Raw genomic sequence first — 13,974 nt, forward strand, 5'->3', positions numbered from 1 at the left:
CTTACGCAAGCTTCTCCTTGACCTCGGCCGCGACGTTTGCCGGGACCTCGTCGTAGTGGCTGAACTGCATCGAGTACTGGGCGCGGCCCTGCGTGAACGAGCGCAGCTCGTTGACGTAACCGAACATGTTCGCAAGCGGCACGTTGGCTTCGACGGCCTGTGCGTTACCGCGGCTGTCGGTGCCCTGGATCTGGCCACGACGGCTGTTGAGATCGCCGATGACGTCGCCGAGATAGTCCTCGGGGGTGACGACCTCGACCTTCATGATCGGTTCGAGCAGCTTGATGCCGGCACGGTCAGCGACTTCACGCATGGCGCCACGGCCGGCGATTTCGAACGCGATCGCGCTCGAGTCGACGTCATGGTAGGCACCGTCATACAGTTCGACGGTGAAGTCGATGATCGGGAAGCCGACGAGATGGCCGCTTTCGGCCTGCTCGCGGAAACCCTTTTCAATGGCCGGGATGTATTCCTTCGGAATATTACCGCCCTTGATGCTGTCGTCGAAGACAAAGCCCTGGCCGCGTTCACCCGGGGTGACCTTGACCTTGACGCGGCCGAACTGGCCCGAGCCACCCGACTGCTTCTTGTGGGTGTAATCGACGTCGACCGGCTTACCCAGATATTCGCGGTAAGCGACCTGCGGGGCGCCGACATTGGCTTCGACCTTGAACTCGCGCTTCATGCGATCGACGAGAATGTCGAGGTGAAGCTCGCCCATGCCCTTGATGATCGTCTGGCCCGATTCGTGATCGGTGGTGACGCGGAAGCTCGGATCCTCGGCAGCCAGGCGGTTGAGCGCGACGCCCATCTTTTCCTGGTCGGCCTTGGTCTTGGGTTCCACCGACAGTTCGATAACCGGTTCGGGGAATTCCATGCGCTCGAGAATGATCGGCTTGGAGGCATCACACAGCGTATCGCCGGTGGTGGTTTCCTTCAGGCCTGCAATCGCGACGATGTCGCCGGCGAATGCCTCGTCGATGTCCTCGCGGTTGTTCGAGTGCATGAGCAGCATGCGGCCGATCTTTTCCTTCTTGTCCTTTACCGAGTTCAGGACGCTGCCCTTGGTAAGGTGACCCGAGTAGATACGGGTGAAGGTGAGCGAGCCCACGAAGGGATCGTTCATGATCTTGAATGCGAGCGCCGAGAACGGCGCGTCGTCGGACGATGCACGCGTGTCTTCCTCATCGCTGTCGGGCAGGACGCCCTTGATGGCCGGAACGTCGAGCGGCGACGGCATATAATCGACAATCGCGTCGAGCAGGGGCTGGACACCCTTATTCTTGAAGGCCGAACCGCAAATCACGGGCACGAAGTCGCGCGCCATGGTGCCCTTGCGGATCAGCTTCTTGAGCGTCGCCGCATCGGGTTCTTCGCCTTCGAGATAGGCTTCCATGACATCGTCGTCCTGTTCGACGGCGGTCTCGATCAGCTTCTCGCGATATTCGGCGGCCTTGTCGGCGAGGTCGGCGGGGATGTCGACATAGTTGAAGTCAGCACCCAGCCCGTCGTTTTCCCAGACGATGCCGCGGTTGTTGACGAGGTCGACGACGCCCTTGAGGTCGCTTTCCGCGCCGATCGGGAGATAGAGCACCAGCGGGGTCGCACCGAGACGGTCGATGATCGACTGGACGCAATAGTAGAAATCTGCGCCGGTGCGGTCGAGCTTGTTGATGAAGCACATCCGCGGGACGCCGTATTTGTCGGCCTGGCGCCAGACGGTCTCGGATTGGGGTTCGACCCCGGCAACTCCGTCAAAAACGGCGACCGCGCCATCGAGCACGCGCAGCGAACGTTCGACTTCGATGGTGAAGTCGACGTGCCCGGGGGTGTCGATGATGTTGATGCGGTGCTTTTCGCCCTGCCCGTCCTCGTTCTGCCAGAACGTGGTGGTCGCGGCCGAGGTGATGGTGATGCCGCGTTCCTGCTCCTGCTCCATCCAGTCCATCGTCGCGGCGCCGTCATGGACTTCGCCGATCTTGTAGGACTTGCCGGTGTAGTAGAGGATACGCTCGGTCGTGGTGGTCTTGCCGGCATCGATGTGCGCCATGATGCCGATGTTGCGGTACCGCTCCAGCGGATAATCGCGAGCCATAAGGATTTCCTCGAATTCGGGGTTGGCAGGTAGCCCGCCCCATATGGGTAACAGTGTGACCGGTTAAAGACCGGTGCCGCGCGGCCCAGCGCCGCGCGGCCCCGTCCTGGCCGATCGTCAGGCCGCGCCCGGCCCTACCAGCGGTAGTGCGAGAAGGCGCGGTTGGCGTCCGCCATGCGGTGCGTGTCTTCGCGCTTCTTCACGGCGTTGCCGCGGTTGTTGGCGGCATCCATCAGCTCGCCCGAGAGGCGTGCCGACATGGTGGTTTCCGGACGCCCGCGCGCCGCGGTGATGAGCCAGCGGATCGCCAGCGCCTGCGCACGCTCGGGGCGCACTTCGACCGGCACCTGGTAGGTCGCACCGCCGACACGGCGGCTACGCACTTCGACCTGCGGCTTGATGTTTTCCAGCGCGGCATGGAACAGCTCGACCGGGTTCGCCTTGGCCTTCGCCTCGACCACGTCGAGCGCGGTGTAGACGATACCTTCGGCGACGGCTTTCTTGCCGTCATACATCATGTTGTTCATGAACTTCGACAGCACCTGATCACCAAACTTCGGGTCAGGCAGGATTTCCCGCTTCTCGGGACGACGACGACGTGACATTTTTAATCTCCAAAATGCCGGGAGCGCTAGCGACCGTCATCTGATGTCATCCCTGCGAAGGCAGGGACCCAGATAACATCGGCGGCTCCGTAGAACTTACGAACCACCCGGCCACTTCCCTTATCTAGGCCCCTGCCTGCGCAGGGGCGACGGGAGGCGGCGGGCCGGCCCTTCTCTTACTTGGGCCGCTTGGCGCCGTATTTCGAACGGCTCTGCTTGCGGTCCTTGACACCCTGCGTGTCGAGCACGCCGCGCAGCACGTGGTAGCGCACGCCGGGAAGGTCGCGCACACGCCCGCCGCGGATCAGCACGACGCTGTGTTCCTGCAGGTTGTGGCCTTCGCCGGGGATGTAGGAGATGACTTCGCGCTGGTTGGTCAGGCGGACCTTGGCCACTTTACGCAGAGCCGAGTTCGGCTTCTTCGGGGTCGTCGTATAGACGCGGGTGCAGACACCGCGCTTCTGCGGGTTCTGTTCCATCGCAGGGACCTTGCTCTTGGCCTTCTGCGGAACGCGGCCCTTGCGGACCAGCTGGTTGATCGTCGGCATATGAGTTCTTTCTCTTCACCGTATGAAGGTGACGACTAGCGGGATGATCGGCGGTGTGATTTGGTCCAGCGTCACCCCAGCGCAAGCTGGGGTCTGTTTCCGCAAGCGCGACGCAAGCGGCACGAGATTCCAGCTTTCGCTGGAATGACGACTGAACTGAATCACTCCACCCACGGCCCACACGGCCACCGGGTTACTTTGACGGCTGCCCCGAGCGTTCCCATGAGGTGCGCTGCAATAGAAAAGAGCCCGAGTGCATGACGCACCAGGCCCCGGGACATAACCGGCAATGTTCAGCTCTATCTGACCGACGAGGGAATCACGCGAGGCGGTTCCTACACCGGATGGGGGCGCACATAGTTTGACGGGGGGGATGGGTCAAGGGAGAGCTAGGCTACGCCTGACCCAGCTTCCTCAAACCGTCACTATTTCGAAGATAGAATAACAAATACGGATCCACGATCGTCAGCGTCCCGCCTCCTGCACCGGAATCCCATTCAATAATTCGCTGATCAGGGTACATTTCTCTCGCCGCTTTAGCCATTTGCTCGGCTGCGCTCGCAATGCTCTGGCCAGTCGGCGACGTAGTTGAACAAACTGCCTGAGTTCGTTCAACTAGGTTTGCGTAGGGAATATCTGTGATCGGCTCACCTGTCGCTAGCGCAAGCAGGACGGCGCGATAAACATCACCTTTCGTTCCGTCCAGCAGCGTGTGTGACGCCCTCGGAGTACCGCGTATTCGTGGACCAATATGCATGTTTGTAAGCAAGGACCGATAATCAGTTGTATTGGACGCCTCATTCAAGATCACTGACAAGGACTTTTTCTCAACCTTGAAGTTGCCAACTTTGGGTAACTTCTCTTCAACCCCAAAATAAATACAGGTTTGGAGGCAAATCTGCTGCATCAACTGAGGGGACCCGCAGGCTTCAACAGCGAGCAATTGAATCTCTGATTCATCAATTGCCATGTACAGTAGAGGAAAACCCTGAACGCCAATTTGACTCAAGTCATTTACGTCCCAAAAATTAGTGTCAATGTGCGTAGTCCGACCTCTAAGCTCGTGATTACTCCGGACAACATCATCCGAGCGATGTGGAACCGACGCTGTGCAAAACTTAATCCCCTGTCCTGATCCAGCGCGAATTTGCCTCGCAACTTCCGTTTGAACAGGACGGGTCATATAGTGAAAGTCGTCAATGAATATTACGGTGTCACTCCCTCCGATAAGCTTGGCAACTTGCGACAATCCAGATCGACCAAAAGAATTCGTTATACCTGATTTAATTTGCGTTTCGCGCTTCGCGACTTTTTTCGCGCCCACTCCGGTTCCTGGAACGATTTCAGAATTGATGCTTGCCTCGTGGGATTCACTGCGTGACTTAGCGACGGAATTTTCATCAGTGATCGTGTTCGGCTGATTGAGGGCATCAAGCGCTGCGCCCCAGAGGTCGGACGCTCCACCGAGCTCAGCGCCAGATACATAAATAATGTTCTCTTTTCCAATGACCCGTTCAGCCAGAACTGTCTTTCCGCTCTTGCTCGGTCCCGAAACGGATAGAACCGTATTTGGCGTACTCAACGCACGCCTGAAAGCATCCTCCAAATTATTGTCGCCCCGCTCAACGTAGGTGTACACGGGGAAATTATTCGGGGTGAAGACTTCTACTGCTCGCAACATTACGGCTCCTCGGGACGCCAACTTTCTAGGCGCAAACCTTGTTGCTGCCCTAATAAGGCTTGCCGCACAAATTTCTAGCAGAGAGAGGCCCGAAAACGCCTCTTCCCAATCGGGCACTAGAGCGTGCCATGCTGTTTTGATTGGCAAACTTTTCTTGTGACGATCAGCCCCATGGACGGAATGTGAGGGAAATGACGTGAGCATTTTCGCCGATTAGATAGGGCTTCCCCCTAGCATCGTCATCCGCGACGAGACGGCCACATTCTGGATTGTTACAACGGCCGGCTGAACGACCCCACAACAATTTGAGTGTTTTCTGCCTGAACGTCATAGATTCTTGCTCGAGCTACTCAGAATATATATCGAATGCGCTAGTCCACCCTTATTTCTAAATCATTGCCATCCCTCAATGTAAAGACCAACTTCATCTCACCATCTACGCCCAAAAGCTTCTTGAGGGTTGAAATTGATGGATCGGACTTGGCCTCGATTTTTGATATGTTCGATTGACTCGTCGCAAGACGAGCCGCTGCGTCTGCTTGGGATAGCCCCAAAGCATTCCTCAGTTCTTTGAAGCTAGCGCCCTGAAAACGAAAACTATCTCGATATTTGCTAAATCTTTTTTGATCGTCTCCTTCCCAATCAGGGCGCCAATCGACCGTCCCTTGGTCGAAGTTGGACTTAGTCATATTACTCCTTAATGCCGTCTACCGATCACTCACGACCAGGACGTTCTCCTTGGGCTGGCGAATGACGAACCGGCTCCATTCCATTTTTAACTTCATCCAGTAAGACAGCTCATCGAACCCGCCTCCGGTTGCCATCTTCGCGTCTTCAGCGACGCAGTTCGAAGCAGCGAGAACAACATCCACTCCCCATTCGCGCATTGCCTGTACGAACGCCGAGAAATAGATTTGTTCGTCTATACTCCATTTCGTAACCTTACGATGTAAACTCAGACTTAATTCAACTTGAAAATTCTCCGTCATAACAACTCCTAAAAGGCCATCTCGGCCTGCGACGTTTTGCAAAGTTGGTGGTCATCATTTCTTCCTTTAGGTTACTCCTAACCACTACCGGACCTCGTTAAAGACAGCTCCGTGGTGGAAATTCCAATATGGAATATTCTATTTTGGAATGCAACAGCTTTTTCGATCCGTCCACATCCACCAGTCGTGCCTACGGCGCACGACCCTGGAGTAGCTGCTCGTCCCTCCAGATGCGCAGCCACATCCTCGTCCGTTATGGAGGCCCATCTCGAGTCATGTCGGGCACAAGGGGCCAAGCCAGAAACCTTTTTCCTACTTCGCACAGATGTGCATTTTGGGGTGGGCCATGGACAACCCTCGTCCCACAGAACCCTTTGCGTCTTCGCCTCCCGGTGCACGCCACGACGGCGCGATGCTCTCCGATCGCGCGCCACCTAGATATTTCGCGCCGCTTCCACCCCCAGTCATCGCGAGCGTAGCGAAGCAATCCAGTCCAGCCCTCGCTGGATTGTCCTTTGGACAGCACGCTTCGCCGCGTCGCCTGCGGCTCCTCGCAATGACGGGTGAGAGATGACCGAACCCACCCGCAAGATCGCGCGCCAGGCCACCTCCGTCGTCGCGCATACCGCGCCCGAGCCCGAGGATGACGATCCGCTCCTCGCCTTCGCGCCCTTCCTCCACACGGCCCCGCGCCGCAATTCGATCACGCCCGAACTCCAGCGCCGCTTCGTTGCCACGCTTGCCGCAACGGGCATCGTCAAGGTGGCGGCCAAGCGGATCGGGAAGAGCCTCGAGGCGCTCTACAAGCTGCGCGCGCGGCCGGGGGCGGAGGGGTTTGCCAGGGCCTGGGACGCGGCGCTCGAGCGCGGGGCGGCGCGGCTGGAGGACATCGCGCTGGAGCGCGCCATGCTGGGCACGCGCACGCCGATCGTCTCGGGCGGGGAAATCCTCGGCCATTGGGACAAGCCCGACAATGCGCTGCTGCGCTTCCTCCTCCAGCACCGGCTGCCGGGGCGCTATGGCGTGCAGGACCTGAAGCCCGGCCACCCGGTCTATGAAAGCATCCGCGCCGAAGTGCTGGCCGAGCAGGAGCCGCTGGCGGGCGCGGGCGAGGCGGAGGTGCTGGCCTCGCTCAACGCCAAGCTCGAACATATGCGCGCCAACGAGGAAGCGCTGGCGGCGATGACTGCGGCGGAAAAGCGCGAGGCGCTGCGCGAGGTGGGCGCGCAGGCAATGGCCGGGGTGCGCGCGGGCGGCGCGGCGGCGAAGGATGGCGCGGGGTCCTGACCGGCGGGCGGGGCTATCGGAACCAACGCATGGCTTCACGCAATACAAGGGGTGAAGGAGACCGATCATGGCAGACCCGCAGCACCACCCCGACGAGCCCATCCATATCGATGCCGACAAGGCACGCGGGGCGGAGATCATCCTGACCAGGCGCCGCAACCGCGTGATCTTCATCGCCGGACTGGTCGGCTTCGTGCTGCTGGCGCTGCTGCTTGGGCCGCTGCTGTGAGGCAGCGTGCGCGCGGGGCGCGAACCTTGGCCGCGCCAGTGCGTTGAGCCGCCATGGCAGCCGACGAAACCCAGACCGACGAAACCGAGACCGACGAAGCGCAGGGCGAGACGTCCACGCTCTATCTCGTGTGGCACGATCCCGCGGCGACGCCCGACGCGCCGCTCGATCTGCATGGCCACGGGCATCCGCTGGCCGAGGGGCTGTGGCTGATCCGCTCGCCGCTGACCCGCTCCAAGCTCTATCACCGGATCAAGTGGCAGTTGCCGGATGACGCCGCGATCGCCTGCGCGCCGCTGGAGGATGATCCGGCGGGCTGGCCCAAGTTCAAGGGGATGGAGAGCGGGGCGCTGGCCTGGTTGAAGGGGAAGTAACGGGAGAGCGGCGGGTTTTTTGTTTGGACCTCAGGCGCCGGCGGCCGCATCCGCGGCCTTGGCTATCCTCGCTCATGCGACCTGCGGTCGCGTCGCTGCGGGCGGGCGGTCGCCCTTGCCGCGCCTGCGGCGCGGATTGGTGCCTGCCCGCGCGATCTGCGCCTAGGCGGGCTCCGTCATAACTTTTGTGGGGTCTGCAACGATCGCGGGGGTTGCGGGTTCTTTTTGCGACATCGTCCCCCTCTCCCCTCCCCCCCGGACGATCACGGAAGGAACCCCATGGCAGACCAATTCGACCTCTCCGAAGGCGGCGCCAATCACCAGAAGCCGCAGGACGACGACCATGTGATGACCACCGCGCAGGGCCATCCCGTGGCCGACGACCAGAACTGGCTCAGCGCCGGTCCGCGCGGGCCGCAGCTGCTCGAAGACCAGATCGCGCGCGAGAAGATCTTCCACTTCGACCACGAACGCATCCCCGAGCGCGTGGTCCATGCGCGCGGCTATGGCGTGCACGGCCAATTCGAGCTGAAGAAGGCGATCCCGCAATATTCGCGCGCGGCGATCTTCAACCAGGAAGGCGTCAAGGTGCCGACCTTTACGCGCTTCTCCACCGTGGCGGGCAACAAGGGTTCGCCCGATCTGGCGCGCGACGTGCGCGGCTTTGCGACCAAGTTCTACACCAGCGAGGGCAATTGGGACCTCGTCGGCAACAATATCCCGGTGTTCTTCATCCAGGACGCGATCAAGTTCCCCGATTTGATCCACGCCGCCAAGCCCGCGCCCGATCGCGGCTTCCCGCAGGCGCAGACCGCGCATGACAATTTCTGGGACTTCATTTCGCTCAGCCCCGAAGCGATGAACATGGTCATGTGGATCATGTCCGACCGCACGATCCCGCGCAGCTTCCGCTTCATGGAAGGCTTCGGCGTCCACACCTTCCGGCTGGTCAATGCCGAGGGCAAGGCGCATTTCGTCAAGTTCCACTGGAAGCCCTCGCTCGGGCTGCAGTCGGTGGTCTGGAACGAGGCGCTCAAGGTCAATGGGATGGACCCCGATTTCCATCGCCGCGACATGTGGGACGCGATCGACGCGGGCGACTATCCGCAGTGGGACCTCGGCATCCAGGTGTTCGACGAGGAATTTGCGGAGCAGTTCGAATTCGACGTGCTCGACGCGACCAAGATCATCCCCGAAGAACAGGTCCCGGTCGAGATCATCGGCACGCTGACGCTCGACGCCAATGTCGACAATTTCTTCGCCGAGACCGAGCAGGTCGCCTTCTGCACGCAGAACATCGTGCCGGGCATCGACCATTCGGACGATCCGCTGCTGCAGGGGCGTAACTTCTCCTATCTCGACACGCAGCTCAAGCGGCTCGGCGGGCCCAACTTCACCCACCTGCCGATCAATGCGCCCAAGTGTCCGGTGCGGCATTTCCAGCAGGACGGGCACATGGCGATGCACAATCCCAAGGGCCGCGTGAATTACGAACCCAACAGTTGGGGCAGCGGCGACGGCGCGGGAGAGGACCCCGGTCCGCGCGCCTCTGCCGAGCGCGGCTTCCATTCCTATCCGGCCGAGATCAGCGGGACCAAGGTGCGCGAGCGCAGCCCGACCTTTGCCGACCACTACAGCCAGGCGCGGCAGTTCTACGTCTCGCAGACCCCGGTCGAGCAGACCCACATGGGCAATGCGCTGACGTTCGAGCTGTCGAAAGTGCAGCGCATGGATATCCGCAAGCGCATGGTCGGCCATCTGCGGCATATCGACGAAGGACTGGCGCAGGATGTCGCCGACGGCATCGGCCTGACCGAACTGCCCGACAAGGTGCCCTTCGCGCGCAAGTCGATCACCGACCTGCCCGAAAGCCCCGCGCTGTCGATCCTCAAGAACGGCCCCGACAGCTTCAAGGGCCGCAAGCTGGGCATCTACATTGCCGAGGGTGCCGATGCAGCCGTGGTCAAGGCGCTGCAGCAGGCGGCGAAGGATGCCGGCGCAATGGCCGAAATCATCGCCCCGCATGTCGCGGGCGCCAAGCTGTCCGACGGCAAGCTGATGGAAGCCGACGAGAAGATCGATGGCGGCCCCTCGGTCGTCTACGACGCGGTCGCGGTGGTGATGGGCGAGGACAGCGGCAAGCGCTACGCCGAGGACAAGCCGAGCATCGACTTCGTCAACGACGCCTTCGCGCATGCCAAGTTCGTCGCCTATGTCCCCGCGGTCCAGCCGCTGTTCGAAAATGCGGGCGTGTGGAGCCGCCGCGACGACGGCTTCATCGATGTTTCTTCGGGCAAGGACGCGGCCAGCGGCTTTATCGAGACCTGCGGCAAGCTGCGGTTCTGGGATCGCGAGAGCGTGAAGCAGGACTGATACCGGAAATGGAAATGGGGGCATCTGCTGCGGCGGGTGCCCCTTCCCCGCTGGCACAGACCCGGGAATGTCCCTAGGCTGCCCCCGCGCGGCGAGCGTCGTACGGGTGGAGGTCTTGAATGGCGGAAAGCGGGAATATCCCTTTGGAGCTGGCCTCGCATAGCTGCGGCGAGGCATCGATCCATACGCGCCTGGAGGACGGGCGCATGATCTGCATTCGCACCGTCACCCCCAAGGACGAGGACCGCTTACGCGCAGGCATTGCGCGGATGAGCCCGCGCTCACGCTATCTGCGGTTCTTTTCCGGCGGCGCCAGCCCGCCCGACTGGGTAATCGAGCGTCTGCTCGATGCCGATGGCGTGCTGCACCTCGCCTGGGGGGCGCTCGACCTGTCCGACCCCGACCATCCCGCGATGGGGGTGGTCCACGCGATGCGCCCCGACAAGGGCGATGCGGTGGCAGAATTTTCGGTGGGCGTGGTCGATGCCTATCACGGTCTGGGGATTGGCCGGCTGCTGACGGCGACGCTGCTGCTCGATGCCGCGGGCGGGCAGCTCGAGGCGTTTCGCGCGCATGTCCTGTCGGAAAACGACGCGGCGCGCAGTTTCATCAAGCGGCTGGGCGGCCAGCATGTCGCGCAGGATGGACCGCAGGCGGAATACCGGGTCGAGGTCGCGCCCGCGCTGGAACGGCTGCGCGAAGAACGCCATCCGCCGGGTTTGGCCGACATCTTCACCTATTTCGACATCCCGGCGGTTTAGCGCGGGCGGATTGCCGACAAGCCGCAGTCGCACTCGCTTCCTCCCACGGACCGAACTCGAGCGATCGGCGAAAGCCGCCTCAGCAGGTCAGCCGGGTAAGGTTCTGCGTATTGCTGATTTCATTGTTTTGCCGCCCACGCACATTGAACGCGCTTTCATAGCGGATCGTCGGCGGATCGAAGAATCCGGTCGAGACCAGCGGCTGGTAGTCATAGGTCACTTCGACGAACATGACCGCGGTATCCTCTAGCGCCGTGATCCGGTCGCTCCCGGTGCCGAGACCGTTCTCCAGGCTGTCGTCGTCCTCGCCGTCGCCCTGTTCGCCATAGCTCGGGGTCACCGAGGTATCGTCGCCCCAACAGCGCTGCCAGACGATCGTCTGACCTTCACGCCAGTTGCTCCAGCCATTGTGTTCGAGGCTGGAGAGCACCATGCGTCCGTTGGCTTCGAAGTCGAGACCGCTCGAGGCATAATCCGCGCCGGTGAAGACCTCGTAGATATTGGCTTCGTCGATGCCCGAGGTCACACGCCCGGCGTTATCTGCCACGGTCATCGCCATCTGGCTGACGCGCAGATGCGACAGCGCGAGGTTCGACAGTTCGAGCCCGGTCAGCACCAGCATGAGGAAGATCGGCGCCGCGAAGGCGAACTCAGTCAGGGCCAGGCCGCGCGTATCGCGGGCAAGGGTGCGCAGCGACTCAAGCACAAATCACCGCCGCAGTTGCCTGCTTGTCATAGGGTTGGTTGCGGACCGCGGTCTGGAGCGTGTACTCCATGGTCGGGCCCACGCCGGGCAGGAAGTTCTGCAGCGGCAGGATCCGCGGAGTGCTGATCGACGCGCTGTAAAGCACGACATCGTCCGCGCCGCCATTACCGGTTTTGCCGGCGTCGGTATCGTAGCTGCCATTACCGTTGGCGTCTTCCCAGCAATCGTTGTCGTCGGCGTCGAATTGCCCGTTGCCGTTGTTGTCGGTCATCAGTTTCTCCGGATTGCCGATGGCGGAGAATTCGAAATAGCTTTTCTGCGTCACCTCGATCGACGCATTGGGCGCGACATGCTTGACCGTTTCCTCGATCAGGTTTTCGACCTGTTCCTCGACCGTGCTGCCGGGAACGTTGATGATCGGGAATTCGACCGCCGCGGTCCGCGCTGCATCATTGAGCGCGCCCTGCATGGTCGACCGGACATAGCTGTTGTAGCCCAATTCGAGCCCCCCCATCAGCAGCAGCAGCATGGGCCCGACGATGAACGCGAATTCGACTATCGTCGCTCCGCGCTCATCGCTGCGCAGCTCGTGCAAGCTGGTGCGCAGCCCGCTCACCGGGTAAGCCTCAGGTTGCCGATACCGCGTCCGATCGTTTCGAAGATCTGTTCGAGATCGGAACCATCGGAGGTGTAGAAATGCGCGGCACTGGTGGCGCAATCTTCAATATCTTCGATTGCGGTCACATCCAGTGCGATGACCCAAATCGTCGTCCCGCTGGCTTTGGCCCGGTTACAGGTCGCATGAAAGCGCGCGATATGCTTGCCGTTCAAGCTTCCCGAGCCACCGATACGATCGTGCCTGCTGTCCACGCCGTAAGCCGTATAGATGCTACGGTTGGTCGCGATTTCACCATCGGTCATGAACACGATGTGGCGGTTTACCGGGATCGAACCACGCGTCGTCGGGTTATCGCTGGAGAACATACCCGTGGGGGACAGGAAGCGTGCACCCCACAACATGCCGATGTCGTGATAGGTGTTGCCTCCGACCACGTCTGTCACATCGTCGATAGCGTCGTTGAAGGCGCCTTCACTGCCGTAAATCGCAAGCTTGATCGATTCCCCTGGGCAGACCGCACCCCCGTAGTTCCTTCCGCTGCTCGGGTCGTATCGACCCCATTGCAAATCCGTGTCGTTACTGTTTGTGGCCACTGCATCGATATCGGCTTGGCTGATTGTCTGGAGCAGACTGAACGGACTTCCCGGCTGTCCAACGCTTGAGCGCTCTTCGATACATCCATCACCGCTGGTGCGGAATTCAGTCAGGTTCTTGTCGACCGACCATGATCGGCGACCCCACTCGGAGTCTTCGATATGCACGGGGACATCCCGATATTTGGTTTCTTCCTCATAGGTATAGGTATAGTTGTTACCGCTGCCCCTCCAGCCATCACTAGGTACGTCGTCCCTGTCCAAATAAGTATTGGTGACGCATCCCGTCTCTGACCATTTACCGTTGGATCGCCGATAGCTGCAAACCTGCTGATCCCATACCTTGCGATAAAAGAGCTGTTCCACGAGGATATCGTCGTTTCGCAAGCTGCCGGCGACGTTGACGGTCTGCGAGTAGGATACCATTCCAAACCGCGTGACCGATCCATTCTCGGTGTCGTCAAGCGCGCGATAAAGGCCAGACGCTCCTTCGCGAAGGCGGCGGATCTTGCTTTTGCCTCCGATCGTCGAGGGGGACCCACCCATCGAGCCGGTGGTATCGAGCACCAGCATCACGTCGTTGTGACCAAGGTCGCGTTTGGCGTCGCAATTGGCCTGAATCGGCACGTTATCGTAGCCGAAGATATGCATCAGCGATGTCGGAATGACCGCATTGGCGACCCCGATGATCTGCGCATTGTCGTTAGGATCGGTGTCGATCTCGAAGTTGAGGTCCTGCGCCCCCAGCGTGCCGTCGGGGAAATTGAACTGGAAGAACTTGCGCGCCTCATCCTCGTTCGCGTCGGTCCAGCTGTTGCCGTCCATCGACTGGCGGCCGGCCAGCGCCGCGGCGTCGCAGGCGTTCTGGAGTTTGGCCTTGGCCATATAGGCGAAGCTGAGATCGAGACTGCTTCCGATGACGACGACCAGCGGAATCAAGGCCGCGGCGAAGATCGCGAGGGTGTTGCCCTTCGTGTCGTTCCAAAGATTGCGCAGCATACAGATCATAAAGGTAGCCCCCTGTGGGACAGGCGGTAGCCAGCGCACCGTTAAGAACGGCTTTTTCACCATGGTTAACAAATGGCAAAAATTTGTATAGCATGTGAGGAAACCG

The 13,974-nt window shown here is 60.6% G+C and carries 14 protein-coding genes; 5 read left to right on the forward strand and 9 right to left on the reverse strand.

Annotation, left to right across the window (positions count from 1 at the left end; genetic code table 11):
- Position 1: 1 nt before the first annotated feature.
- The 6 genes from fusA to N6L26_RS06430 all read right to left on the reverse strand — a co-directional run bounded on the left by fusA (position 2) and on the right by N6L26_RS06430 (position 5,918).
- The gene (fusA, locus tag N6L26_RS06405) at positions 2-2,095 is read right to left on the reverse strand and encodes an elongation factor G (protein ID WP_263607194.1); all 2,094 of its coding nucleotides are present in this window, start codon (positions 2,093-2,095) and stop codon (positions 2-4) included.
- Between the two features lie 134 nt (positions 2,096-2,229).
- Positions 2,230-2,700, reverse strand: coding sequence for a 30S ribosomal protein S7 (rpsG, locus tag N6L26_RS06410; protein ID WP_263607195.1), 471 nt, complete (start codon positions 2,698-2,700; stop codon positions 2,230-2,232).
- Positions 2,701-2,876: 176 nt separating this feature from the next.
- On the reverse strand, positions 2,877-3,248 hold the full coding sequence (rpsL, locus tag N6L26_RS06415; RefSeq protein WP_006831873.1) for a 30S ribosomal protein S12: 372 nt from the start codon (positions 3,246-3,248) through the stop codon (positions 2,877-2,879).
- A 394-nt stretch (positions 3,249-3,642) separates the two neighbouring features.
- Positions 3,643-4,929, reverse strand: a complete 1,287-nt coding sequence (locus tag N6L26_RS06420) for a hypothetical protein (protein ID WP_263607197.1) — start codon at positions 4,927-4,929, stop codon at positions 3,643-3,645.
- Between the two features lie 371 nt (positions 4,930-5,300).
- Positions 5,301-5,618, reverse strand: coding sequence for a helix-turn-helix domain-containing protein (locus N6L26_RS06425; protein WP_263607198.1), 318 nt, complete (start codon positions 5,616-5,618; stop codon positions 5,301-5,303).
- Between the two features lie 18 nt (positions 5,619-5,636).
- Positions 5,637-5,918 carry a hypothetical protein gene (locus N6L26_RS06430; protein ID WP_263607199.1) on the reverse strand — a complete coding sequence of 94 codons (282 nt, stop codon included), beginning with the start codon at positions 5,916-5,918 and terminating at the stop codon, positions 5,637-5,639.
- 570 nt (positions 5,919-6,488) lie between these two features.
- Here N6L26_RS06430 and N6L26_RS06435 point away from each other — a divergent pair.
- The 5 genes from N6L26_RS06435 (at position 6,489) to N6L26_RS06455 (ending at position 10,942) form a co-directional block, all read left to right on the forward strand.
- Positions 6,489-7,205, forward strand: coding sequence for a hypothetical protein (locus N6L26_RS06435; protein ID WP_263607200.1), 717 nt, complete (start codon positions 6,489-6,491; stop codon positions 7,203-7,205).
- A 67-nt stretch (positions 7,206-7,272) separates the two neighbouring features.
- Positions 7,273-7,434 carry a hypothetical protein gene (locus tag N6L26_RS06440; protein ID WP_263607202.1) on the forward strand — a complete coding sequence of 54 codons (162 nt, stop codon included), beginning with the start codon at positions 7,273-7,275 and terminating at the stop codon, positions 7,432-7,434.
- 53 nt (positions 7,435-7,487) lie between these two features.
- Positions 7,488-7,808: a hypothetical protein gene (locus tag N6L26_RS06445; protein ID WP_263607204.1), complete on the forward strand. Its 321-nt coding sequence runs from the start codon at positions 7,488-7,490 to the stop codon at positions 7,806-7,808.
- Positions 7,809-8,087: 279 nt separating this feature from the next.
- On the forward strand, positions 8,088-10,181 hold the full coding sequence (locus tag N6L26_RS06450; protein WP_263607205.1) for a catalase: 2,094 nt from the start codon (positions 8,088-8,090) through the stop codon (positions 10,179-10,181).
- A gap of 119 nt (positions 10,182-10,300) precedes the next feature.
- The gene (locus tag N6L26_RS06455) at positions 10,301-10,942 is read left to right on the forward strand and encodes a GNAT family N-acetyltransferase (protein WP_263607206.1); all 642 of its coding nucleotides are present in this window, start codon (positions 10,301-10,303) and stop codon (positions 10,940-10,942) included.
- 79 nt (positions 10,943-11,021) lie between these two features.
- Here N6L26_RS06455 and N6L26_RS06460 read toward each other — a convergent pair whose 3' ends face one another.
- The 3 genes from N6L26_RS06460 to N6L26_RS06470 are packed head-to-tail and all read right to left on the reverse strand — an operon-like array spanning position 11,022 to position 13,868.
- Positions 11,022-11,648: a TadE/TadG family type IV pilus assembly protein gene (locus N6L26_RS06460; RefSeq protein ID WP_263607207.1), complete on the reverse strand. Its 627-nt coding sequence runs from the start codon at positions 11,646-11,648 to the stop codon at positions 11,022-11,024.
- Positions 11,641-12,264, reverse strand: a complete 624-nt coding sequence (locus tag N6L26_RS06465) for a TadE/TadG family type IV pilus assembly protein (protein WP_263607208.1) — start codon at positions 12,262-12,264, stop codon at positions 11,641-11,643. Before N6L26_RS06465 ends, N6L26_RS06460 begins: the two co-directional genes overlap by 8 nt.
- Positions 12,261-13,868 (reverse strand): pilus assembly protein, encoded by a 1,608-nt coding sequence (locus N6L26_RS06470; RefSeq protein WP_263607209.1) that lies wholly within the window; start codon positions 13,866-13,868, stop codon positions 12,261-12,263. The genes N6L26_RS06465 and N6L26_RS06470 overlap by 4 nt, the downstream gene beginning before the upstream one ends.
- Positions 13,869-13,974 lie beyond the last annotated feature (106 nt).

Origin of the sequence: Qipengyuania sp. SS22 (assembly GCF_025736935.1) — a bacterium.
In the GTDB taxonomy this organism is placed as follows: domain Bacteria; phylum Pseudomonadota; class Alphaproteobacteria; order Sphingomonadales; family Sphingomonadaceae; genus Qipengyuania.